Annotated in this window: 20 protein-coding genes and 1 pseudogene; 11 read left to right on the top strand and 10 right to left on the bottom strand. The window is 73.0% G+C overall.

Annotated elements, in window-relative coordinates; genetic code table 11:
• Nucleotides 1-225 precede the first annotated feature (225 nt).
• The 3 genes from IG05_RS0112480 (at nt 226) to IG05_RS0112470 (ending at nt 3,713) form a co-directional block, all read left to right on the top strand.
• Nucleotides 226-429, top strand: coding sequence for a cold-shock protein (locus IG05_RS0112480; protein ID WP_004986573.1), 204 nt, complete (start codon nt 226-228; stop codon nt 427-429).
• A 299-nt stretch (nt 430-728) separates the two neighbouring features.
• A complete protein-coding gene (gene groL / locus IG05_RS0112475; protein WP_030341968.1) occupies nt 729-2,351 on the top strand; it encodes a chaperonin GroEL in 1,623 nt (540 codons plus the stop codon).
• 234 nt (nt 2,352-2,585) lie between these two features.
• Nucleotides 2,586-3,713, top strand: coding sequence for an NADH:flavin oxidoreductase (locus IG05_RS0112470; RefSeq protein ID WP_030341967.1), 1,128 nt, complete (start codon nt 2,586-2,588; stop codon nt 3,711-3,713).
• Between the two features lie 7 nt (nt 3,714-3,720).
• Here IG05_RS0112470 and IG05_RS0112465 read toward each other — a convergent pair whose 3' ends face one another.
• Entirely contained in the window at nt 3,721-4,293 is a 573-nt protein-coding gene (locus IG05_RS0112465; RefSeq protein WP_030341966.1) for a hypothetical protein, read from the bottom strand.
• A gap of 83 nt (nt 4,294-4,376) precedes the next feature.
• On the opposite strand from IG05_RS0112465, the gene IG05_RS0112460 reads away from it, so the two are divergent.
• Nucleotides 4,377-5,045, top strand: a complete 669-nt coding sequence (locus IG05_RS0112460; protein ID WP_030341965.1) for a class I SAM-dependent methyltransferase — start codon at nt 4,377-4,379, stop codon at nt 5,043-5,045.
• A gap of 12 nt (nt 5,046-5,057) precedes the next feature.
• On the opposite strand, the gene murQ is transcribed toward IG05_RS0112460, so the two are convergent.
• A complete protein-coding gene (gene murQ / locus IG05_RS0112455) occupies nt 5,058-5,981 on the bottom strand; it encodes an N-acetylmuramic acid 6-phosphate etherase (RefSeq protein WP_030341964.1) in 924 nt (307 codons plus the stop codon).
• A gap of 45 nt (nt 5,982-6,026) precedes the next feature.
• On the bottom strand, nt 6,027-6,932 hold the full coding sequence (locus tag IG05_RS0112450; RefSeq protein ID WP_030341963.1) for a MurR/RpiR family transcriptional regulator: 906 nt from the start codon (nt 6,930-6,932) through the stop codon (nt 6,027-6,029).
• Nucleotides 6,933-6,988: 56 nt separating this feature from the next.
• On the opposite strand from IG05_RS0112450, the gene IG05_RS0112445 reads away from it, so the two are divergent.
• A complete protein-coding gene (locus IG05_RS0112445; RefSeq protein ID WP_030341959.1) occupies nt 6,989-7,372 on the top strand; it encodes a hypothetical protein in 384 nt (127 codons plus the stop codon).
• Between the two features lie 7 nt (nt 7,373-7,379).
• Nucleotides 7,380-7,661, top strand: a complete 282-nt coding sequence (locus IG05_RS0112440; protein WP_030341957.1) for a DUF4031 domain-containing protein — start codon at nt 7,380-7,382, stop codon at nt 7,659-7,661.
• On the opposite strand, the gene IG05_RS0112435 is transcribed toward IG05_RS0112440, so the two are convergent.
• From IG05_RS0112435 to IG05_RS0112420, 4 genes are all read right to left on the bottom strand, one after another.
• Nucleotides 7,603-12,336, bottom strand: coding sequence for a caspase family protein (locus IG05_RS0112435; RefSeq protein WP_030341956.1), 4,734 nt, complete (start codon nt 12,334-12,336; stop codon nt 7,603-7,605). The two genes, IG05_RS0112440 and IG05_RS0112435, sit on opposite strands and share 59 nt — an antisense overlap.
• 13 nt (nt 12,337-12,349) lie before the next feature.
• Nucleotides 12,350-12,724 (bottom strand): hypothetical protein, encoded by a 375-nt coding sequence (locus tag IG05_RS0112430; protein ID WP_030341954.1) that lies wholly within the window; start codon nt 12,722-12,724, stop codon nt 12,350-12,352.
• Between the two features lie 93 nt (nt 12,725-12,817).
• Complete coding sequence (locus tag IG05_RS0112425; RefSeq protein ID WP_234335845.1) at nt 12,818-13,909, bottom strand: GNAT family N-acetyltransferase; 1,092 nt, start codon at nt 13,907-13,909, stop codon at nt 12,818-12,820.
• 35 nt (nt 13,910-13,944) lie between these two features.
• Nucleotides 13,945-14,589 carry a hypothetical protein gene (locus IG05_RS0112420; protein ID WP_030341950.1) on the bottom strand — a complete coding sequence of 215 codons (645 nt, stop codon included), beginning with the start codon at nt 14,587-14,589 and terminating at the stop codon, nt 13,945-13,947.
• Between the two features lie 90 nt (nt 14,590-14,679).
• Between IG05_RS0112420 and IG05_RS42090 the strand changes: the two are divergent.
• Nucleotides 14,680-15,064 (top strand): annotated as a pseudogene (locus IG05_RS42090) (hypothetical protein); the annotation flags it as partial.
• 43 nt (nt 15,065-15,107) lie between these two features.
• Entirely contained in the window at nt 15,108-15,806 is a 699-nt protein-coding gene (locus IG05_RS0112410) for a copper homeostasis protein CutC (protein ID WP_030341949.1), read from the top strand.
• On the opposite strand, the gene IG05_RS0112405 is transcribed toward IG05_RS0112410, so the two are convergent.
• Nucleotides 15,803-16,510: an LppU/SCO3897 family protein gene (locus IG05_RS0112405; protein WP_030341947.1), complete on the bottom strand. Its 708-nt coding sequence runs from the start codon at nt 16,508-16,510 to the stop codon at nt 15,803-15,805. The two genes, IG05_RS0112410 and IG05_RS0112405, sit on opposite strands and share 4 nt — an antisense overlap.
• Nucleotides 16,511-16,552: 42 nt before the next feature.
• On the bottom strand, nt 16,553-18,616 hold the full coding sequence (locus IG05_RS0112400) for a HelD family protein (RefSeq protein ID WP_030341945.1): 2,064 nt from the start codon (nt 18,614-18,616) through the stop codon (nt 16,553-16,555).
• A gap of 165 nt (nt 18,617-18,781) precedes the next feature.
• Between IG05_RS0112400 and IG05_RS0112395 the strand changes: the two genes are divergently transcribed.
• From IG05_RS0112395 to IG05_RS0112385, 3 genes are read left to right on the top strand one after another with little or no spacing between them, the layout of a single operon-like run.
• Nucleotides 18,782-18,964: a hypothetical protein gene (locus IG05_RS0112395; RefSeq protein WP_030341943.1), complete on the top strand. Its 183-nt coding sequence runs from the start codon at nt 18,782-18,784 to the stop codon at nt 18,962-18,964.
• 18 nt (nt 18,965-18,982) lie between these two features.
• Entirely contained in the window at nt 18,983-20,170 is a 1,188-nt protein-coding gene (locus IG05_RS0112390) for a glycosyltransferase 87 family protein (RefSeq protein WP_420707587.1), read from the top strand.
• Complete coding sequence (locus IG05_RS0112385) at nt 20,134-20,463, top strand: hypothetical protein (RefSeq protein ID WP_030341940.1); 330 nt, start codon at nt 20,134-20,136, stop codon at nt 20,461-20,463. The genes IG05_RS0112390 and IG05_RS0112385 overlap by 37 nt, the downstream gene beginning before the upstream one ends.
• Here IG05_RS0112385 and IG05_RS0112380 read toward each other — a convergent pair.
• On the bottom strand, nt 20,460-22,409 hold the full coding sequence (locus tag IG05_RS0112380; RefSeq protein ID WP_051789736.1) for a CASTOR/POLLUX-related putative ion channel: 1,950 nt from the start codon (nt 22,407-22,409) through the stop codon (nt 20,460-20,462). The two genes, IG05_RS0112385 and IG05_RS0112380, sit on opposite strands and share 4 nt — an antisense overlap.
• Between the last annotated feature and the right edge of the window lie 39 nt (nt 22,410-22,448).

Here is a 22,448-nt window from a genome sequence, read left to right as displayed (position 1 = left end):
TATGGGGCCCGACTTGCCCTGAATTCGGGCGAATTCTCACCACATTCCGGACCGTTCGCGTCCAGAATTCTCGTCCGATTGACCTGTTGCAGACGGCAGTTGGACAGATACATTCAGCCGCGGTCGACGCGTTCCGGCGCACGCCCCCGGCCAATGGGGGGTGAGGTCTGACCCGGGTCCGCGAAGTGTGGATCTGTGCAAGGGCCAGTAATAGGGGAGTTAGGCATGGCTCAGGGCACCGTCAAGTGGTTCAACGCGGAGAAGGGGTACGGCTTCATCGCGGTCGACGGTGGTGCGGACGTCTTCGTCCACTACAGCGCGATTCAGATGGACGGCTACCGCACCCTGGAAGAGGGCCAGCGGGTCGAGTTCGAGATCTCGCAGGGCCAGAAGGGCCCGCAGGCCGACATGGTTCGCGTCACCGCCTGAACGTTTCTTGTCCGAAGGGCCCGCACCTCGCGAGGGGTGCGGGCCCTTCGTCGTGCCCGGGTTCCGGTGTTCGCGTGCGGCTGACGGGGGGCCCGTACCGGTCCAGGCGCTTGCACTCGACCATGCCGAGTGCTAATCATTGGCGTTAGCACTCTGAAGGTGAGAGTGACAGTGAAGGACCGGGTCGGTGAGGCCCGCAGGCCGGGTGGGGCAAGGAACCACGAGGCCGGCGAGCCGTCCGTCGCGGGCGCGGGCGCGGTCCGAAGGAATCACCCCCAGTCCTGGAGGGACCACTTCACATGGCCAAGATCATCGCGTTCGACGAGGAGGCGCGGCGCGGCCTCGAGCGCGGCATGAACCAGCTCGCGGACGCCGTGAAGGTGACGCTCGGCCCCAAGGGCCGCAACGTCGTCCTCGAGAAGAAGTGGGGCGCCCCCACGATCACCAACGATGGTGTCTCCATCGCCAAGGAGATCGAGCTCGAGGACCCGTACGAGAAGATCGGCGCCGAGCTGGTCAAGGAAGTCGCCAAGAAGACGGACGACGTAGCCGGTGACGGTACGACCACCGCGACCGTGCTCGCCCAGGCGCTGGTCAAGGAAGGCCTGCGCAACGTCGCCGCCGGTGCCAACCCGATGGCTCTGAAGCGCGGTATCGAGAAGGCCGTCGAGGCCGTCTCCGCCGCCCTGCTGGAGCAGGCGAAGGACGTGGAGACCAAGGAGCAGATCGCCTCCACCGCGTCCATCTCCGCCGCCGACACCCAGATCGGCGAGCTGATCGCCGAGGCCATGGACAAGGTCGGCAAGGAAGGCGTCATCACGGTCGAGGAGAGCAACACCTTCGGTCTGGAGCTGGAGCTCACCGAGGGCATGCGCTTCGACAAGGGCTACATCTCCGCCTACTTCGCCACCGACATGGAGCGCATGGAGGCGTCGCTGGAGGACCCGTACATCCTCATCGCGAACTCCAAGATCAGCTCCGTCAAGGACCTGCTCCCGCTGCTGGAGAAGGTCATGCAGTCGGGCAAGCCGCTGCTGATCATCGCCGAGGACGTCGAGGGCGAGGCCCTGTCGACCCTGGTCGTCAACAAGATCCGCGGCACCTTCAAGTCCGTCGCCGTCAAGGCCCCGGGCTTCGGTGACCGCCGCAAGGCCATGCTCGGCGACATCGCCATCCTCACCGGTGGCGAGGTCATCTCCGAGGAGGTCGGCCTCAAGCTGGAGAACGCGACCCTGGACCTCCTGGGCCGCGCCCGCAAGGTCGTCGTCACCAAGGACGAGACCACCATCGTGGACGGTGCCGGCTCCTCGGAGCAGGTGCAGGGCCGCGTGAACCAGATCCGCGCCGAGATCGAGAACAGCGACTCCGACTACGACCGCGAGAAGCTCCAGGAGCGCCTGGCGAAGCTCGCGGGCGGCGTGGCCGTCATCAAGGCCGGTGCCGCCACCGAGGTGGAGCTCAAGGAGCGCAAGCACCGCATCGAGGACGCCGTCCGCAACGCGAAGGCCGCCGTCGAGGAGGGCATCGTCGCCGGTGGTGGCGTGGCCCTGCTGCAGGCCTCCCAGGTCTTCGAGAAGCTGGAGCTCGAGGGTGACGAGGCGACCGGCGCCAACGCCGTGCGCATCGCCCTGGAGGCCCCGCTGAAGCAGATCGCCGTCAACGCCGGCCTCGAAGGCGGTGTCGTGGTGGAGAAGGTGCGCAACCTGACCCCGGGCCACGGCCTGAACGCCGCGACCGGCGAGTACGTCGACCTGGTCGCCGAGGGCATCATCGACCCGGCGAAGGTGACCCGCTCCGCGCTGCAGAACGCCGCCTCCATCGCGGCGCTGTTCCTCACCACCGAGGCCGTCATCGCCGACAAGCCGGAGAAGGCCGCCGCGCCGGCCGGCGGCGGCATGCCGGGCGGTGACATGGACTTCTGATCGACCCGAGGGTTGATCGACCGTCCTTGATCCGAGGGCGGCTCCCCCAGCTTCGGCCGGGGGAGCCGCCCTCGGGCGTTTTCCGGGGCCGGGGAAGTGTCCGGTATCACGCGGGGAGTCGGGGCCCGAGCGGAACAGGGGCCGGTGCGGGGTGTTTACTTAAGGTACTGCAACGATGCGTATGCACATACCAGCCGGTAACCCGGCCATCCCCGCCGCACGAGGAGTCTCCACGTGACCGACACGACCACCCCCGCTTCCCGCGCCGCCCGCGTCCTGTCCCGGCCGATCACGCTGAACGGCCTCACCGTGCCGAACCGGATCGTGATGGCACCGATGACCCGCATGTTCTCCCCGGGCGGCGTCCCCGGTGCGGACGTGCGCTCGTACTACGCCCGCCGTGCCGCCGCCGGTGTCGGCCTCATCGTCACCGAAGGCACCTACGTCGGCCACGAGTCGGCCGGCAACAGCTCGCGCGTTCCCCGCTTCCACGGCGAGGAGCAGCTCGCGGGCTGGGCGAAGGTCGCCGAGGACGTGCACGCGGCGGGCGGCACCATCGTGCCCCAGCTGTGGCACATCGGCATGGTGCGCGAGCAGGGCCAGGACCCCTTCCCGGACGCCCCCGCCATGGGCCCCTCCGGCCTGGTCACCGCCGGCGCTGAACCCACCGGCAAGGCCATGACGCAGGCCGACCTGGACGACGTCGTCGCCGCCTTCGCCCAGGCCGCCGCCGACGCCGAGCGGATCGGCTTCGACGGCGTGGAGATCCACGGCGCCCACGGCTACCTCCTGGACCAGTTCCTGTGGGCCGGCACCAACCGCCGTACGGACGCCTACGGCGGCGACCTGGTGGCCCGCACCAAGTTCTCCGCCGAGATCGTGGCCGCCGTGCGCGCGGCGGTCTCGCCCGAGTTCCCGGTCATCTTCCGCTACTCGCAGTGGAAGCAGCAGGACTACACCGCCCGGCTCGCCGAGACCCCCGAGGAGCTGGAGGCCCTCCTCACCCCGCTCGCCGCGGCCGGTGTCGACGTCTTCCACGCCTCCACCCGCCGCTACTGGCTGCCCGAGTTCGACGGCTCCGACCTGAATCTGGCCGGCTGGACGAAGAAGCTCACCGGCAAGCCGGTCATCACCGTCGGCTCGGTCGGCCTCGACGGCGACTTCGTCAACGCGTTCCAGGGCGAGGGCTCCCCGGTCAAGGGCATCGACAACCTGCTGGACCGGCTGGAGTCCGACGAGTTCGACATGGTGGCCGTCGGCCGCGCGCTGCTCCAGGACCCCGAGTGGGCGGCCAAGGTGCTCGCCGACCGCTTCGACCAGCTCCAGCCGTACGACGCGGCGGCCGTGAAGACCCTGAGCTGACCCGCTCTCAGAGGTTGCCCATGGGCTCGATGTCGACCCGGATCGGCGTCCCCCACACCCGCAGCACCTCGTAGTCGGTGAACTCGTGCACGAGCCGGTAGGCCATCGCGGGCCGCGACCCGCGCCGCTGGGCCGCCAGATAGGCCTCCGCCTCGTGCCGGTCCCGCCGCGGTGTGCCGCACAGCTGCCACTCCTGCCCGTTCCACAGCTCGGGCAGCCACCGCTGCTGCGGCTGCGGCCGGTCGCCGCGCACGCCGTACCGGGAGGTGGCGGTGCGGGCCGGCTCGCCCGGCCGGGGCCTGTTGCCCTGGAACTCCGAGCGGCGGGCGGCCCGGCGCCGGGTCTCGCACAGCAGACACAGGTCGGGCGCGCTCTCGTCCACCGGACCCTGCGGGTGCTCGGGGCACCGGGTGGCGGGCGCGCCGGCGGCGACGGTGTCGTCCAGCAGGTCCAGGGCCCGCCGCAGATCGTCCCTGATCTCGTGCAGCCGGGCGTCCGGCGTGTCGCCGGTCAGGGCCTCCCCGTGCTCCCCGAGCAGCCGGAGAGCCCGTCCGAGGGCGGTGAGCTGGGCGTGATTCATATCGGTGGGTGCCTCCTCCCCTCCATGGTGCCTGGCCCGGGAACCGGTGACGGCTCGGGGAGGCCCGTGGTGGGGTGGGAGCCATGACGACGACCCCCGCGGCCGGCCCCGCCGGAGCCCTGGGCCGCTTCAACGCCGCCCACCCCTGGGACCACAACGCCCACTACCACTCGTGGCTGGCACGGCAGTTGCCCCGCCGTTTCGGCACCGCGCTGGACGTGGGGTGCGGCAGCGGTGATCTGGTACGGCTGCTCGCCCGGCGGGCCCGGGAGGTGCACGGGGTGGACGCCGACGCAGGAATCCTCGCCCGGGCGCGGGAGCTGACGCCCGCCTCCGCTCCCGTGACCTACGCCGTCGCCGACGCCTCCCGCGCGCTCCCCGCCGGTCCCTACGACGTCATCACCTGCGTCGCCGTGCTCCACCACCTCCCTCTCGCCGAGACCCTCACGGGGCTCCGGGACCGGCTCGCGCCCGGCGGCACGCTGGTCGTCGTCGGCTGCGCGCGGGCGTCGGGGGTCCTCGATCACGCGCTCGGGCTGGTGTCCGTACCGCTCAACCTGCTGGTGGGGTGGGTGAAGAACCGGGGCCGGCCGGCCCCGCGACGGCCTGTGTCCATGACGGCCCGCACCCGGGACCCGCGGGAGACCTGCACCGAGATCTCCCGCACGGCCCGCCGCCTGCTGCCCGGCGCCCGGCTGCGGCGCCGGCTGTTCTGGCGGTACACGCTGGTGTGGCGGGCGCCCGCGCCCTGAGGCCGGCGCGGGTCAGTGGGGGTCGTCGGGCAGGGCGGTGCGCAGGTGGCCGCCGGACTTCTCCAGGAGGCGGGCGGCCGTGGGGCCGTCGACGCCGGCGAGCAGGACGAGGATCGCGTGCTTCACCTCGCCGCCGGTCTCGGTGAGCGCCTTCTCGATCTCGGCGTCGCCCGCGCCCGTGGCCAGGGAGACGATCCGGTGCGAGCGGGCGCGGAGCTTGTCGTTGGAGGCGCGCACGTCGACCATCAGATTGCCGTACGTCTTGCCCAGCCGGATCATCGTGATCGTCGACAGCATGTTCAGCACCAGCTTCTGGGCCGTGCCCGCCTTCAGCCGGGTGGAGCCGGCGATCAGCTCCGGCCCCACGACGACCTCGATGCCGTGCTCGGCGGCGGCGGCCAGCGCGCTGTGCGCGTTGCAGGACAGGCCCACGGTCAGCGCGCCGAGCGCCCGGGCGTGCTCGACGGCCCCGACCGCGTAGGGCGTACGGCCGGACGCCGAGACGCCGACCACGCTGTCGTCCGGGGTGAGTTTGAGGGCGTCCAGGTCCCGGCGGGCCAGCTCCCCGGAGTCCTCGGCGCCTTCCACGGAGGTGACCATGGCCGCGGGGCCGCCCGCGATCAGCCCGACGACCTGGTCGGGGTCGGTGTTGAAGGTGGGCGGGCACTCGGAGGCGTCGAGGACGCCCAGCCGGCCGGCGGTGCCCGCGCCGGCGTACACGAGCCGTCCGCCGCGGCTCATGCGCTCGGCCACGGCGTCGATGGCGGCGGCGATCCGCGGCAACTGCCGTGCCACGGCGCCGGGCACGCCCGCGTCCTCGCCGTTCATCAGCCGGGCGATGTCGAGGGTGGGCAGCCGGTCGATCCCGGCCAGCTCGGGCCGGAAGGCCTCCGTGGTCAGGGAAGCCAGCTGACTGCGCAGGTCAGAAGAGGTCATGGGGGGTGGCCTTCTCCAGTACGGGGACGTGCTTTTCCCTACGGTCTATCGCGAAGCGCTCCGGTGCCGGTGGGCCAGCGCCTCGTACGACGCGGCGAGCGCCGGCGCCGCGGTCTCGTACGTCCGCTGCGCCACCCCCACGAACAGGCAGTCCACCACCAGCAGCTGACTGGTCCGGGAGGACATCGCGGCGGGCCGCAGCTCGCTCTCCCGCGAGGTGGACGTGGTCAGCACCAGGTCGGCGTACTGGGTGACCGCGGAGTCGGGCCGCCCGGTGATGGCCACCGTCGTCGCCCCGTGCTCGAAGGCGGTCCTCAGCGGCTCGATGACGTCCCCCGTGGACCCGGAGTGCGTGATCGCGATCGCCACGTCACCCGTACGGAGCTGCACGGCGTTGGTCACCGCGAGGTGCGGGTCGCTGTGCGCGTGGGCTATGAGCCCTATGCGCAGCAGCTTCTGGGTGAGGTCCTGGGCGACGAGCCCGGACGCCCCTATGCCGTACACATCGGTGCGGCGGGCGCTCGCGAGCGCGGCGACGGCCGCGCCGAGCTGGGCGGTGTCGAGTCCGGCGGCGGTGTCGGCGAGGGTCTGCTGCTCCTCGTAGGCCAGCTTGGCGACGACGTCGGCCAGGGGGTCGTCCACCGCGATGTCCGTGGTGATCGCGGGCGCGCGGCCGGACTGCTGCTGGGCGGCGAGCCCGGCGAGGGCCAGCCGCAGATCGCGGTAGCCCGGGTAGCCGAGCAGCCGGGCGGTGCGCACGACCGTCGCCTCGCTGGTGCCGGTGAGTTCGGCGAGGCCCGTGACCGTGAGGGCGGCGCAGCCGGCCGGATCGCCGGCGACGGCCTCGGCGACGCGCTGCATGGACCGGGTCATGGACGGGGCGAGCGTGCGCACCTTGGCGGCGAGGGAGCCGACCGGACTGCCGAAACTTTCCTTCACGTCCTGGGTCACGATTGAAAGATATTTTCGGTTCGGTGTCGCGGTCAAGAGTGCGCACAATGGGGTGCATGGACCCCATCAGCCCCCTGGAGCAGGCGTTGCACGCCGCCCGCGCCCTGGTACTCGCGGACCTGGTCGCCGGGCAGGTCGCGGAGGCGGACGTCGTCTCGCTGGTGGAGGAGTCCGTCGCCCAGCGGCGCTGGTGGGTCGAGCAGTGGCCGGACGGCGTGACCTTCGTCGCCGGGCTGGTCGCCCAGGACGTGCAGGACGCGCTGCTGGAGCGGTACGGCCGCTGGCCGCTGTGCCCGGTGTGCGGCTCCGGCGACCCGCACGCGCTGGACGTGGAGCCCGAACTGGGCCCCGACCCGCACTGGGTGTGCCACAAGGCCGGCGTGAGGGTCGCCTCGGTGGGCTCCCTCGGCTCGGCCACCGGCGGGATGACGTCCTCGTGAGGCGCCGGTGACCCTCTACATCGACCCGCCCACCTGGCCCGGCCACGGGCGCCTGTGGTCGCACCTGGTGAGCGACGTCTCGTACGACGAACTGCACCTCTTCGCCGCCGGGTTGGGCGTGCCCCGGCGGGCCTTCGACAGCGACCACTACGACCTTCCGTCCCACCGGTACGCGGACGCGGTGGCGGCGGGGGCGGTGGAGGTCGGTTCCAAGGAACTGGTCCGCAGGCTCACCCAGGCGGGGCTGCGACGCCCGAAGGGGCGGCCGGCGCGCTCGCCCCGTCAGTGAACCAGCCCTCCGCTTCATGGCGTATCCCCAGCTCCGTGGCCATCAGGGCGGCGGTGCGCAGGGAGGTCCCGGCCCGCATGGCGGCCATCGCGAGGGTGACGAGGGAGACGGTGGGGCCGCCGGGGCCGAGGGGCATGGGGTGCTGGCCGGGGAGGCCGAGCTTCTCGACCAAGAGGTCCTCGGTGCGGCGTTCCTGGAGCCACTCTTCCGTGGGGGGTACGACGTCGAAGCCCAGGGCGGAGAGGGAGGAGGCCGTCGCGCTGTACTCCTGGCGGGTGTGGTGGGCGACGGCGCGGATGGTGTCGGGGGGGATGGGGCCGAGCTCCTCGACGTACGGAACGGCGCCGTAGTAGAGGCAGTCGACGTCATGCTGCTTCAGCGGTCGGACCGCCTCGGGCGCGAAGGCGAGACTGTGTCCCAGGCGTACCACTTGGGCGACTGCTTCCATCAGGGAGATCCTGGCCTCGTGCGCGATGCGGACGACGCGCATCAAGTCCACCGGAGCGCCGATGTGTGTGATGCCCGGGTCGACGCGGAGCATGGCGGCCTGCTCCCTGGAGGGCGCAGCTTCCCCCTCCGGTACGTCGGCCACTGTGTATCCGAGCTCCCGGAGCCTGGCGGCGAGGGAGGGTGCCGGGCGGTTCAGATGGCGGGCCACGGCGGTCACGTATCCCAGCGGCACCTCCCGGTCCACCTTCAGTTCGTAGCTGTGGGAAAGGAGGGCCTTGTCGTCGTCGGTCAGTTCGGGCAGAGACGCGGTGTGCGGAGGCAGGCCGAAGCCCACCTGGGCGAGGAATTCGGAGACGAATCGCACCGAGAGGTCCGTCGCGCGGGCCACCGCCGTCAGTTGAGCGGCGGAAACGTGCCCGGCTCCCTCGAGTGAGGGAGGATCGGCGTAGGCGGACCACAGGCTGTCGACGACCTTCAGTTCCTCCTCGTTCCAGCGCTCCCGCACGGGAAAGCCGGCAGGAATCCGGAAGCCCAGCTCTTCCAGGCGTCGTGCGGCCTGTGGCGTCCCGCGGCGGGCCCGCGCCGCGCTGACGCAGACCTGCCATGCCGCCAACGTGGCGCCCGGGGGCAGCCAGCCGTGCTGTTTGTCGAACGGCCGCAACAGCGGCAGGTCGGACACCTGTGCTTCGGCGCAGCCCAGGAGTGGGTCCACGCGGTAGCCCAGTGCGGTCAGCCGCTCCGCGATCTCGACCGGCGGGCGCCGCGTCACCTTGCTCAGCTGGAGCACGGCCGCCGTGCCGACGGGCTGGGACGGATCGCGCCAGAGGCACAGCCCCCCGAGGCTCGTCAGGCCGGTCGCGATGAGCTCTTCGGACGGCACGTCACCGGCGATCCGGGCCGTCGCCCACGGTCCCCTCAGCCAGAGCGTGCGCAAGGAAGGCCAGCGCGGGTAGACGGTTCGGCTCGCCACCAGGGTGAGATCCGAGGGGCGGGCGCAGGCGACGTCCGTGTCCTGTGAGGGTGGCAGCGACACCTCGCCGTCGAGCCCCGCGCCGTACAGCGCGTGCAGGCGCCACCGCAGAACGGGCAGCGGCATGGTGATGAGGAAGGTGGCGACACTCATCCTGTCGGGCTCCGGGTACCGTCCGTTCAACAGGGGCAACAGGTCGGCGTCCGGCGGGAAGAAGCCCACCTCGGCGAAGGGGGCGGTGACGTCGTTGCCGAGAGGCCAGTCGAGACCGGCCTCGGACGCCTGTTCGGCGACCCGGTCGGCGAAGGGCAGATCCCAATCGCTGGCCTCCTCCAGCCACGCGGGGTCGAGCAGCCCCGTCTCGGGCCTGCTCAGACTCGCGATGGCGGACGTCATGAGCTCCAGCGCGTGCTGCTTGTCGTAGTTGCGCGCTCGTTTGCGATCGACGGTGAGACGCGGGGCGTGATCGCCCGTCAGGTTGACCACGGCGCCGTACAACCGTTTGCCGTATTCGGTCTCCGTGAAGAGACCGTCCGCGAGCAGAATGCCGTGGCCGTCCAGCCACCACACGTTCGGGTTGTCGGACGGCACGCGGACGGTGCTGTTCCCCCGCCTGTACGACATGGGAGCGGCCTCCAGGCTCTCCATGGACAGTTCCCCCGGCGCCCACTCCCGCTGCCTGGCCCCATGACTGGCCGACGTCCGGTACGGCGCCACCCACAGCACCTTGTTCAGGGCGTTCACGCAGGAGACCCGCCTGCGCTCCTTGCTGAGCAGCAGCTGCACCGTGGTGCCCGCGTCCTCCCCCTCCCCCAGGTCCTCCACCCGGAAGAAGTTGCCCGGTCCCGCGATCGTGACCTGGAGCAGCCGGCCGGGGCGGCCGTCGCGGCCCATGCGGCAGGTGCGTACGACGATCTCGTCGGCGAGCATGAAGTAGCTGAGCACGCCGATGCCGAACCGTGAGTTGGGGTGCAGCTCCGGCTTCGGGTCCGGCAGCTGGGCCCAGGCCGCCTGTTCCTCGACGTACTCGGGCAGGTCGACGAAGCGTGCGCCGCCCTGCGAGAAGACGGTGCTCAGCTCGGTGAGGCCCATGCCGATGCCGTTGTCGCGGCACTCCAGGTAGGGGCGGCCGTCCGGGCGGACGCCCTGGACGAACTCGATCCCGCCCTCCCACGGCGCGACCGTCCGTCCCGTGCGCCGCAGGTACTGCGTGCGGCAGTCGCGGTAGCGCAGGGCGTCGAGCGCGTTCTGGTACAGCTCGCGCACGGCGAGGTCGCTGTCGCCGTACAGCTCCTCGCCCATGAGGAGTTCCTGGACGCGGTCCTCGGCCAGCTGGAAGCGGATGCCGTCGGAGAGCTGGTCGGGGGTGTTGCCGTCGAGGCGGACCCGGCTGCCGTCCGCGTAGGGCGGGAGGGTGTGCAGCGGGGCGAGGGCGGGGAGGTCACCGCGGTTGATGTCGCGCAGCAGCCCGTCGACGCGGGCCGCGTGCTCGCGCAGCGCCACCTGGACGGCCGGGTGGGTGCACATGGTGTTCAGGGACCGGCCGAGACCGGAGACGAGCCAGTTGGAGCGGCGCACGGTGGTCCGCAGGGCCGCGAGATCGACGCTGTCGTGGACGCCGATGTGCTCCACGACGATCTCGGGCAGGTCGAGCGGGTCGACGGCCATCGCGTAGGCCGCCTTCACCAGGGCGTTGATCAGCGGCGTGCGCACCTCGTGCTCGTCGCCGGTGCTGGCGGCGATGACGTCGTGGTCGTCGTCGTGGCGGTGGGGCGCCCGGGATCCGGGAGCGGTGGTGGTGCGGCGCATGGTGAAGGGCGCGGTCCGGTGCTCGCGCAGGAGCCGTGCCAGGCGCTCCGCGGAGACGGCGTCCGCGGCCCAGACCGGGTACTCCGGGTCCGCGGGCGCGTCTCCGAGGAGCGACTTCAGCCGCTCCGCCGTGTACAGCTCGGGCTGCTGGATGAGCCAGCGGTGGAAGAGCCACCACCGGATGTGCGGCGCCGAGTCGCCGGTGGCGCCGCGGTGCTTCAGGGTGCGCAACCGTCGCTTGAGGCGGGGGAAGCCCTGGCCGAACTTGTCGAAGCCGTGCCGGTCCGGTCCGGCGGAGGCCGCGTCACCGGTCAGTACGCCCTTGCGCTGAGCCGCCTCTTGCGCCCAGAACGTCTGGGTGACCAGGGGGAAGAGGACGGCGAGCGCGGCCTCGGTCGGGGACAGCCGTACGCCGTCCGCCAGGCGGCCCACGAGGAACCCCAGCCGGTCGTGGCACCGTCCGGCCAGTTCGCCGTCGTGCCAGGGGTCGTCGGCCAGGGCCCTCACCGCCGTCGCGTGGGCGGTGGCCAGCCGGGCCGCCAGCGTGCCGCAGATCTGCCGGAGCGCGTCCCGCGCGGTCCCCTCGGGGGTGTACTGCCAGATGGTGTGCCGTTCGACGCCGCGCACCCACGGGTGGGTCCCGGTCTGCCGGTCGGGCCCGGGCAGCAGCGGGAAGTCGTCGCCGTCGGACGCGCCGGCCTCGAACGCCAGCTTGATCTGCTGCGGGGCGATCGGCTTGTCGTAGCCGCGGTGCAGCTGGTCGACGCGCTCCTGCACCTGCCGGAAGAACTCGCGCAGCCCGAGGGCGTGCGGATCGCCGGCGATGACGTCGGCCATGGCGCGGGAGAAGATGCTGAAGGACTCCCCGGCCTGGGTGCCCAGGTCGACGCCGGGCCGTACGGTGTCCGTCTCGCGGACGAAGTAGGAGACGCTGGTCTGGGCGCAGCCGTACACGTACGCGACCTTCCGGCGCAGCGCCGCGATGATCTTGCGGGGCTGCCACGGCCTGGTTCCGGGCGGAGCCTTGGTGTCCAGCTCCATCCCCTCACGGCAGGCGTCGACCAGGAAGACGACGCGGCTCGCCGGGGACTCCTCCACCTCCTCGTCCCAGTCGATCGGGATGCAGCTGTCCGCGAAGGGTTCCGTCTCGTAGGTGGCGTCCTCGGGGACCAGGTAGTCCTGGCCCTTGAAGTGGATGCCGTGCCCGCTGAGCAGGATGAGGAGGGTGTCACCGGTGTCGGCCTCGCGCAGGAACCTGCGCACGGGGCCGCGCACGGTGTTCTGCGTGATGCCCCGCTTGTTCTCCAGGACGTCGGCCTGCGCGAAGCCGCGGCCGATCAGGCACTCGCGCAGCCGCTGCAGGTCGTCCCGGACGAACGGCAGATCTGTGATCCGCGGGTCGTCGTAGTCGCTTGCTCCGATGAGCAGTGCCTTGTGCCGGGCCATGGGCGGCGCGCGGTCAGAGGGGTCGCTTGAACGTGAGCGTCAGGCCGCGCGTGCCCTGCATCTGTCCGGTGCCGATCAGCTGGACGCCGCCGCTCGCGGTCACCTGGAAGGAGAGCTGGGCCTCGGCGAGGGGGAGCGGGCCACCGCGGTCGGCGACCTCCTGGAAGATCCGCTGGAGGGCGTCGACCGTGTCGGCCAGGTTCTTGCGCAGCGGGCCGAGCGGTACCGACCGCAGCACCGCCTCACCGTCCCGGCTGAACAGGCCCATGGTGTCGTCGCCCCGGGCGGCCTGGGCGAGGTCCTCCTCGGAGGCCGTCACCCAGAAGGCCAGGGACTCCCCGTCGACGTCGGCCCGGATCCCGGCGCCGTCCACGGCCTGCTCACCCATGTCGTCCCCCCGCCCCCGGCCGTGCCCACCGCGGCACGCCTCGAATAGGTAGAGGACAACTCTAGTGGGGAGGAAGGGGGTTGTGCCGCCTTCTCACGGTCGGCGCACGTAGAGCAGGAGTTGCTCGTCCCCGGCGTGGCCGTGGTCGGTGGCGGGCTCCTCCTCGACCGTGGCCCGGGTGAAGCCGGCGCGGGTGACCACGCGCTGGGAGGGGAGGTTGTCCGGTTCGACGGTGGCGATGACGGTGCCGACGTCGTCGCGGGCCAGGGCCCACTCGGTCAGGGCGCGCAGCGCCTCGGTCGCGTAGCCCTGGCCGCGGGCGCCGGTGACGAGGTCGTAGCCGATCTCCACGCGGCGGTCCTCGTCCGGGGCGCCGTGGAAGCCGATGCCGCCGACCGCGCGGCCGTCCTCGGGCCGTACGAGGGCGAAGACGCCGAACTCGGGGCGGTGCACGCCGGCTTCGTACGCCTTCACCAGGTACGTGCAGGCTTCCCGGGTGCCCTCGTACGGGCCGTCGTCCAGCCAGTCGAAGCCGCCGTCGCCGCCGAGGGCGAGATCGCGGGCGGCGGCCGGTCGGATGCCGGTGAGGGTGACCCGGCCGGCCGGGATGACCAGGTTGTTGTACCAGGTCCAGTCGGTGACCGGGGCGCGGCCGGGCAGCTCGCCGCGGCCGGTCGCCCACAGCAGGGTCGGCCACGGCTCGGGGCCGGGCTGGACGTGCGGGAAGAGCCGGCCGAGGACGGATTCGGCGAGGCCGGCGGGCGGCTCGTAGACGAGGCCGAGACCGCGGGCGATGTCGTGGGTGTGCAGCAGGGTCTCGGCGACGCCCATCGCGGCGAAGCCCTCGCGGTCGGCGCTGCCGAAGGGGTAGGGGTGGAAGGCGCGCACGCCCGGCGGTGCGGTGCGGACCGCGGCGGCGAGCAGGGCGCCGGTCGCCTCGATCACCTGGAGGATTCCGGCGTTGTCCGTGCCCTCGGGGAGGGTGATGTGCAGTGGGAGACGGTGCCGGGCGCGGGCGGCGAGCCGGCTGGCGTACCCGGCGAAGTCCTCGGCGATGTGGAACGCGGTGGTGCGGCAACTCCATTCCAGGCCGGCCGCGTTCACCGCCTCCCAGTCGCGGTCAGCCGCCGCGCGCAGAGTCGCCGTGCAGCTCGCGACGGCCGCCTCCACCTGGTCCCCGCTCATCGTCCGCATGCGGGCACAGTACGGCGGCGGCGTCCTCAGGTCGACAGCATTTCCAGCTCGCCGGTGAGGTTGTAGCGCGCGGTGGCCTCCCAGTGCTCCCGGCCGTACGGGGTGTGGAACAGCCTGGGCAGGGCGAGCAGTTGGCGCAGTACCTCGCAACGGCCGTGTCGGAAGGCCTCGTTGGGCACGAAGTGGTACTCCTCGCGGACCTCGGCGGTGTAGGCGGCGTACGCCGACGGGGGCGTGGCCAGGATCGCGAGGTCGGCGTCGCACAGCACCTGGCCGTCGGGGTCGTCGCCGGCGGGGTCGTGGGTGACGGTGAGCCGGACCAGCCGGGCGACCTCGGCCGTCTTCGGGTCCGGTACACCGGCCTCCGGCAGGGCGCGCTCGGCCAGCCGCGCGGACCGCTCCTCGTTCTCGGAGCGCTCGGGGTGGTAGACGGCGTCGTGGAACCAGGCGGCCAGGCGGACCACGTCCGCGTCGGCCGCGTACGTCTCCAGGGTGTCGACGTGGTCGAGTACCGCGGTGAGGTGGGCCACCGTGTGGTACCGGCGCTGCGGCTCCTGCCAGCGGTCGAGCAGGTTGGCGGCGTACGGGCCGGGGTCGGGGCCGCCGCCCGGGGCGCGGGCTGCTTCCAGGGCGCGGGCGAAGCGGAGGCGCAGGGCATCGAGGTCGGCCATGTCCCCCATTCTCCCGTGACGCCGCCGGGTGGCGCCCCTGGCGTGGCCGTCATGGCCGACGTCGTCGATGTGCGTGACCCCGAACTGCCCGGGCGGCTGGACCTTCTCGCCCTGGGGGAGTGGGTGCACGCGGGGGACGTGCGCGAGGTCCTCGGGGAGCCGGGGGCGTACGCGGGCGCGGGGTTGCCGGACGCGCTGACCCTGCCGGCGCGGGCCACCCGGGAGAAGAGCGCCTGCCGCTGCACGCCGACCTCGACGACGTGGACGAGCCGCTGCGGTTCGGCGTACGGGTCGCGCACGGCCCGCCGGCCCGGTACATCGGCGACGCCGCCGCGCTGGTCCGGCTGTGCGCGGGGTGGCCGGTGAAACGGGGGCGGCCTACGAGCCGGCGGGGGCGCGGGAGGCGGAGCTGAACGTCTTCGGCCGAGCGGGCACCGTGGCGCTCCGGTCCCGGCGTACTCTTGAATTGGACTAGACCTGTAGAGCCCGTACTCGTAGACGCCGATGAATGGGGTGCCATGAGCAAGCGTGCAGTCCTGGAGGTGATCGCCCTCGACGTCGAGGACGCGGTCGCCGCCCAGGCCGGGGGCGCGGACCGGCTGGAGCTGGTCACCGAGATGGCGGCCGACGGACTCACTCCCGAGCCCGCCACCGTCGCCGCGATCCGCGCCGCCGTCGACATCGAGCTGCGGGTGATGCTCCGGCTCGCGGACGGGTTCGCCGCCGGTGACGTGGACCGGCTGGTCGGCGTGGCCGGCGAGCTGCGGGAGGCGGGCGCCGACCAGTTCGTCCTCGGTTTCCTCGCCGAGGACGGCGGCGTCGACCTCGCCGCGGTGGAGCGGGTGGTCGACGCGCTCGCCGGCTGCCGGTGGACCTTCCACCGGGCGATCGACCGGGCCGCCGACCGCGACGCCCTGCGCAAACAGCTCGCCGACCTGCCCGGCCTGGACACCTACCTCACCGCCGGCTCCGCCGCGGGCGTGGACGACGGCCTGCCCACGCTGCTCGCGGAGGCGGCCCACGACGGCGAGCCCGGGTACGAGCAGCAGATCCTGGTCGGCGGCGGGCTGCGCCTGGAGCACGTGCCCCGGCTCCGGACCGCCGGCATCCGGGCCTTCCACATCGGCGGCGCGGCCCGCCCGGCCGGCTGGCAGGGCCCGGTCTCGGCGGACGCGGTCGCCCGGTGGCGCACGACGCTGGACGGTGACGCCGGTTAGTTCTTCACCGGGTGCAGGCACAGTGAGAGGTCGCCGTTCCTGCTGTACTGCGGGTACGCGTCGTAGTCGCCGGGCCCGCAGGAGGGGCCGTCCGGCCAGTAGACGCGGAGCTCCGCCTCCGGTGAGCCGCAGTCCGCGGGACGCAGATCCTGCTCGGGCCAGTCGGCGTCGTTGCGGGCGCACGAGCCGGGCGTCAGGGTGGCGTGGCCCTTCCCGCCGGAGTCGACCGCCACGCCGATGAGGAGGAGCACCGGGATGGCGAGGACCAGTCCGGCGAGGGCGAGCAGCGGGACGAGCGCGACCAGGCCCGCGGGCCGCCTCAGCAGCGGGCGGCCGGGGTCCAGCGGCGGGCGCCAGGCGGCCGTGGCCGGCGGCGGGAGCTTACGGATGCGGGACAGCTCACCGAGGTTGAGCAGCAGGACGAACGGGGTGATGAACATCGACAGCGGACCCCACCAGCCCTGGACGAGGGTGTCCGCCTGCATCTTCCGGGCGACGGCCAGTCCGCAGGTGCGGCACAGCACGCCCTGGCGCCGCAGGAACCGCATGACCACCACCATCCCCTGGTGGCCGCGCACCGTCACCGGCGCGGCGGGCATCGCCCCGCACACCTCGCACCCGGGGCCGGGCGGCTGCTGGTACGGGTACGGCCCCTGCTGCGGGTACGGGTACGGGTACGGCTGCGGCGGGTACGGCGTGCTCAACGGGGGCCTCTCCACGGGGACATGGCGGAACGGCACAGCACCCTACTCGGCGAGCTGCGGCGGCAGGGCTGCCGTGTGCGTCACGATCAGGCCCGACACCGCCCGGGTCAGCGCCACGTACAGCCGGCGCAGGCCCGTGCGCTCGTCCGGTTCGCCGTCCACCACCGCCCGCGGCTCGTCCAGGACCACGTAGTCGTACTCCAGGCCCTTGGCGAGGGAGGCCGGGACCAGGGTCAGGCGGGTCTCGCGGGTGGTCTCCTCGCCGGGGGCCAGGTACGGGATGCCGGCCGCCGTGAGCGCCTCGGCGAGGGCGGGCACGCGGGCGTCGGCGGCGATCAGGCCGGTCGAGCCCTCGTTGCGCAGCAGCTCGGCGCACGCGGTGACGACGTCGGCCGGCCCGGTGGCCGTACGGACCTCGAAGAAGCCGGGGTTCTCCCGGACCGAGGCGACCGGGGTGAGACCGGGCGCGATGTGCGGCAGCAGCCGGGAGGCGTACGCGATGACGTCCGTCGGCACGCGGAACCCGGCCGTCAGCTCCTCGACGACCCCCTCCCGCTTGCCGAGGTGGGCCAGCGCCTCGTCCCAGCTCCGGGTCGCCCACGGGGTCGTGCCCTGCGCGAGGTCGCCCAGGACGGTCGCGCTGCCGGTGGTGCAGCGGCGGCCGACGGCCCGGTACTGCATGGGGGAGAGGTCCTGCGCCTCGTCCAGCACGACGTGGCCGAGCGAGTGCGTGCGCCGGATCAGGTCGGCGGCCTCGTCGATCAGCACCGCGTCCGCCGCCGACCACTTGGCCGACTTCACGCTGCGCACCGGCCTGTCCCACAGGACGGTCTTCTGCTCGTCCTCGTCCAGCAGCCCGTCCGCGTGTGCGGCGAGGAACTCCGCGTCGGTCAGCAGCCGCAGCACCAGCCGGGCCGGGTCGACGGCCGGCCAGACCGCCTTCACGGCCGCCTTCACCGCGCTGTTGCGGGCCACCGCGTCCTGCACCCGGTCGTCCGGCGCCTCCCCGGCCCGCTCCATCTGCACCAGCACCGCGTGCGCGATGCGCTGCGGCAGGGCCTCGCGGGCGGCGCCGTAGCGGATGTCCCGGGCCAGCAACTCCCGGACGATCTCCTCCAGTTCGTACGCCGGGACCCGCCAGCGCCGGGAGCCGCGCACGACCACGACCGGCTCGCCGGGCATGCTCACGTGGGAGTACAGGGCACGCCTGAGGACCTCGGCCATGCGGGCGTCGCCCTTGACGATCGCGGCGGCGGCCTCGTCCGTGCCGCGCACCTCGACCTGCGCGACCAGGTCGTCCACGGTGGCCTGCTGCACGCTCAGCTCGCCGAGCGCGGGCAGCACCTGCTCGATGTAGTGCAGGAAGGACCGGTTCGGCCCGATGACCAGGGTGCCGGTGCGGGCCAGCCGCTCCCGGTGGGCGTAGAGGAGGTAGGCGACCCGGTGCAGGCCGACGGCGGTCTTCCCGGTGCCCGGGCCGCCCTGTACGCAGACCGTGCCGCCGAGCCCGCTGCGGACGATCTCGTCCTGCTCGGGCTGGATGGTGGCGACGATGTCCCGCATCGGGCCGACGCGGGGGCGTTCGATCTCCTGCTGGAGCAGCTTGCTGGTCGTGCCGGCCCCCGGCACATCGGCCGGGTCGGACAGGTGCTCGTCCTCGTACGCCGTGAGGTCGCCGCCGGTGTAGCCGAAGCGGCGGCGCAGCCCGATGTCCATCGGGTCCTTCCGGGACGCCCGGTAGAAGGGCTGCGAGACCGGTGCGCGCCAGTCGATGACCATGGGGTCGCCGTCCGCGTCGTGGACGTGCCGCCGCCCGATGTAGAACCGCTCCCCCTCGGCCCCCTCGGCCTGCTGCGCGCCCGGCGCGTGCAGGTAGTCGAGCCGGCCGAAGAACAGCGGGGTGCCGCTCAGGTCGGCCAGCGCCTTGATGCGCTCGTCGATCTGGCGGGCGAGCACCTCGGCGTTGACCCAGTTCGCGGTGACGTCCTTGATGTCCAGGGCCTCCACGTCCTCCCGCATGGCGCGCAGGGCGGCGCGGGAGGCGGCGAGGTGGGAGCGCTCTCGGGCGAGCGGGTCGTCGAGCGGGGCGTGGGCGGGCGTGGACAAGGGGGTGCCTCCGGTGGGCCTGCTGCGTGGGCGACGACGGTGCCGTCCGGTTTCCGGCCGGACGGCGGCACTCCGTGAGGGAGGCGGGCAAGGGCGGAGATTTTAGGCGGGGCCGCGGTGCCGGTCCAATGGATTTCCGCCCCGGAGCCGTTCCACCATGGAGGTATGAGCGCATCAGCCATCACTCCGGCGCCGATGCGGCCCCCCTCCGGCGCCACCGCCGTCGAGGGCACCCATCACCACCGCCTGGGCAGTGCCCTGCGGGCCGTGAAGGTGTTCGCGGAGGCGGCCTTCCGCGTCCTGATCCTCGGCGAGTACGGCGAGGAAGCGGGCACACGCCGCAAGTAGCGACATAGGGTCACGTGCGTGCGAAAACGGACGGTGACGCCCTGCCTGCCTGCCCTGCTCCTGCTCGCCCTCTCCCTCGCCTCGTTCACCGCGCTGTGCGTCCTGCGCGGCGCGCCCATGGCCGACCTCCTCGTCTACCGGGCCGAGGGCGCGGCCGTCGCCCACGGCACCGACCTGTACGGCTTCACCGTCACCCGGTGGCGGCTCCCGGCGACCTACCCGCCCTTCGCGGCGCTCCTGTTCCTCCCGGCCGCCTGGCTCCCGGTACCGGCCCTGAAAGCGGCCGTCGTGGCGGGCAACGTCCTGCTGCTCGCCACCCTCGTCGCCGTCTCCGCCCGCCTGGTGTCCCGCCCGCCGACCCCGGCCCTGCTCTGCACGGCCACCGCGCTCGCCCTCTGGCTCGAACCGGTCTTCCAGACGCTGCTGTACGGCCAGATCAACCTGGCCGTCACCTGCCTGACCCTGTGGGACCTGACCCGGCCCCCGGGCGCCCGCGCCAAGGGCCTCGCCCTCGGGATCGCGGCCGGCATCAAGCTCACCCCGGCCGTGTTCGTGGCCTACCTGCTCCTGCGGGGCCGCGGCCGGCAGGCGGCGACGGCCGCGGCGGCCTGCGCGGGGTCGGTCGCGCTCGGTGCCGTGCTGCTCCCGTCGGCGAGCGCCGACTTCTGGACCCGGCGGCTGTGGGAGACCGGCCGGGTGGGCAAGGTGTGGATCGTGGACAACCAGTCCCTGCGGGGGCTGGTCGCCCGGATCCTGGGCGACCCCGCACCGGGCCTCGCCTGGGCGCTGCCGGCGGCCGCGGTCACGGTGGCGGGCCTGGCACTGGCGGCCCGCACCCGGCGGGACAGCCACGGGGTGCTGCTGACCGCGTTCACCGCCCTGCTGGTCTGCCCGATCAGCTGGACCCACCACTGGGTGTGGTGCGTGCCGCTGCTCGCCGTGCTGCTGGCGGAGGGACGCGCCCGTACGGCCGCGCTGACGGCCCTGGTCTTCACCGCCCGCACGATGTGGCTGGTGCCCCACGAGGGCGACCGGGACCTGGAACTGTCCTGGTGGCAGCAGCCGTTGGCAGCCGCTTACCCCGTCCTGGTGCTCGGGCTGCTCATCTCGTATGACAGCATGATCAGCCGTTGTCCAACCCTTTCGAACGAGCAAACGGGGACTCTGACATGGCTTTCTCGAAGCTTCCGCTCCGCAAGGCGCTGAGCGGCCTGACCGCCGCCACCGCCCTCGCCCTCGGCGCCACCCTCATGGCCGCGCCCGGCGCCTCGGCCGTCGGCTCCTCCGCCTGCACCAAGAACATCAAGGACCGCACGCTCCAGGTCGTCCAGTGGGACCACGCCGACATGTACACCAGCCCCAGCTTCAGGTCCAAGGTGAAGAAGTCCGTCTTCGCGGGCAGCAGCGTGCGCGTCTACTGCACCGCCAAGGGCGGCGACTGGTACTACGGCAAGTCCGGCAAGACCACGGGCTGGATGGAGTACCACGCGTTCTTCTAGGCCGGACTCTCCCGCGCACCCCGGCTGCGCGGGACACCGCCGTCCGGACGGCCGCCGCCCTCGCCGGCGATGACGACGACCTCGTCGCCGGCGTCCCAGCGCCGGCGGGCGGACTTGGGCGGGTTGACCCGCAGCCCGTAGCCGGGGGCGTGGCCGGCCTCGGCGTGGCCGCGGTACCCGATGGCGCACTCGCCCCGGCCGCGGGCCGCGGCGACGACCGTGGCGAAGGACGCCTCGTGGCCGGTCAGGACGTAGTCGGCGGCCGGCCGCAGGTGGATCTGGGTGCCGCCGGCCGAGAACAGCTCGTCGAACACCGCCGCCAGGTGGCGGTTCTGCGAGATCTGCGCCATCAGCAGCCCGATGAGCTTGCCGCTGATGATCACGTCGGCTCCGGGGCCGAGCGGTGCGAGGGGCCGGTTGCCGTCGTCGGTCAGTTCGGTGACCACCGGCAGCTCCCGGCCGGTCCGCCGTTCGAGGTGGCGCAGCACGAGCAGGGTGACGAGCGTGCGGGTGTCCGGTTCCTCCGGGGGCTCGCCGGGCCGTGACTCCCGGCCGAGCACGATGACGCTGTCGTAGCAGGCGAGGTCCAGGCCGGACAGGGTCTCCGGCCGGGTGGTGTCGCCCCGGCGCGGCACACAGCTCCAGCCGGCGCCGCCGGTGCCGGCCGCGGCCCGCACCGTGGCCTCGTCCTCGTCCGCCACCACGTCGGCGACGGAACCGGGGGGTGCGTTGCGGCCCCATTCGCGCAGCACGAGCGGCGCCCGGCGGTTCCAGCCCAGCAGCAGTACGCGCTCCGGCCGGATCTCCGGCGGCCGGGGGCTCGCGACGAGCCGCTCCTCGACGAACGGAGTGCAGTCGGCGAGCTCGGCGGTGTCGTCGTCGGCGGCGATGACGATGAGCCGGTCGTCCGGCCCGATTACCGTCCGCGCCGGAGGGTTCAGCCACGGCGCGCCGTCCCGGATCAGGCCGACCGCGCTCGCGTTGCCGTAGGCGAGCAGCGCGTCACCGAAGGCGCGGCCCACCAGCGACGGGTGTGAGGCCGGGTAGAACTCGTCCCCGGCGAAGTCGAGCAGCTCGCGGTGGACGAGGGACAGCCCCGGGCGGCGCGCGGCCTGGGCGATGAGCCGGGCGGTGACCGTGTCGCTCTCCAGCACGATGCCGCGGGCTCCCGCGGCCAGGCGGGCCGCGAGCAGGTAGCTGCTGTCGCGGACCGCGGCCACGACGGGCGCGCCGGCCTCGTCCCCGCGAGCGGTGGCCCGCAGGGCGAGCAGGGCCTTGACCACGTCCGCGTCGCTGCGCGACTCGTCGGGCGGCAGCACGATCACCGAGTCGGCGGTGGCCGGGCTGGTCAGCGCCAGGACGGCCGGATCGGCCGACGGACCGCTGCGGCAGATCAGCCGGGTCCGGCCGGTGGGGCCCACCTTGCTGTACAGGGCCTCCTCCATGGCCGTCTTGTCCCGGTCGGCCAGCACCGCCACGGCCGGGCCCCGCTGGTTGGCGCCCGCCGCGACCAGCTCGCTCACCACCGTGAACACCTGCTCCGACCAGCCCAGCACCACCACGTGGCCGCGCTCGACCAGGGTGGAGCGCCCGCGCCGCAGGGCGATGAGCCGCTCGGTCAGCCCGGTCGTGATGAGGCCGACGAGGGTCGAGACGTACACCAGGGCGACCAGGGCCAGCAGCACCGACAGCACCACCCGCACCGGGGTGCCGGTGGCGCCGCCCAGCCGCAGCGTCTCCCCGGTCAGCCGCCAGACCGCCGCCAGCTTCCCGGGGAAGGTGGCGGGGGCGTGCCCGCTCGTCCACACCAGCGCCGCGCTCGCGGGGACGACGACGGCCAGGCAGACCACCACCAGCCAGCCGACCAGGGCCGAGGTCCCGCGCGCCAGGGTCGTGTCGAACCAGTACCGCGCTCGGGCACCCGCCCCGGGACCGCGCTGTTCCACCTTGTTCCCCCTCCGCGGTTCCTCCGCCCGCGGTTCCTC

The organism is Streptomyces sp. NRRL S-1022, from assembly GCF_000720135.1.
Taxonomy (GTDB): Bacteria; Actinomycetota; Actinomycetes; order Streptomycetales; family Streptomycetaceae; genus Streptomyces.
The sequence above is the reverse complement of the archived record's forward strand: the minus strand, read 5'-3'. Positions and strand labels throughout refer to the sequence as shown.

Excerpts from the sequence above, each read along its gene's own strand:
- IG05_RS0112480 (WP_004986573.1), top strand. The coding sequence starts at position 226 with ATGGCTCAGGGCACCGTCAAGTGGTTCAACGCGGAGAAGGGGTACGGC.
- groL (WP_030341968.1), top strand. The coding sequence starts at position 729 with ATGGCCAAGATCATCGCGTTCGACGAGGAGGCGCGGCGCGGCCTCGAG.
- IG05_RS0112465 (WP_030341966.1), bottom strand. The coding sequence starts at position 4,293 with ATGAATCACGCCCAGCTCACCGCCCTCGGACGGGCTCTCCGGCTGCTC.
- IG05_RS0112460 (WP_030341965.1), top strand. The coding sequence starts at position 4,377 with ATGACGACGACCCCCGCGGCCGGCCCCGCCGGAGCCCTGGGCCGCTTC.
- murQ (WP_030341964.1), bottom strand. The coding sequence starts at position 5,981 with ATGACCTCTTCTGACCTGCGCAGTCAGCTGGCTTCCCTGACCACGGAG.
- IG05_RS0112445 (WP_030341959.1), top strand. The coding sequence starts at position 6,989 with ATGGACCCCATCAGCCCCCTGGAGCAGGCGTTGCACGCCGCCCGCGCC.
- IG05_RS0112435 (WP_030341956.1), bottom strand. The coding sequence starts at position 12,336 with ATGGCCCGGCACAAGGCACTGCTCATCGGAGCAAGCGACTACGACGAC.
- IG05_RS0112430 (WP_030341954.1), bottom strand. The coding sequence starts at position 12,724 with ATGGGTGAGCAGGCCGTGGACGGCGCCGGGATCCGGGCCGACGTCGAC.
- IG05_RS0112425 (WP_234335845.1), bottom strand. The coding sequence starts at position 13,909 with ATGAGCGGGGACCAGGTGGAGGCGGCCGTCGCGAGCTGCACGGCGACT.
- IG05_RS0112420 (WP_030341950.1), bottom strand. The coding sequence starts at position 14,589 with ATGGCCGACCTCGATGCCCTGCGCCTCCGCTTCGCCCGCGCCCTGGAA.
- IG05_RS0112410 (WP_030341949.1), top strand. The coding sequence starts at position 15,108 with ATGAGCAAGCGTGCAGTCCTGGAGGTGATCGCCCTCGACGTCGAGGAC.
- IG05_RS0112395 (WP_030341943.1), top strand. The coding sequence starts at position 18,782 with ATGAGCGCATCAGCCATCACTCCGGCGCCGATGCGGCCCCCCTCCGGC.
- IG05_RS0112385 (WP_030341940.1), top strand. The coding sequence starts at position 20,134 with ATGGCTTTCTCGAAGCTTCCGCTCCGCAAGGCGCTGAGCGGCCTGACC.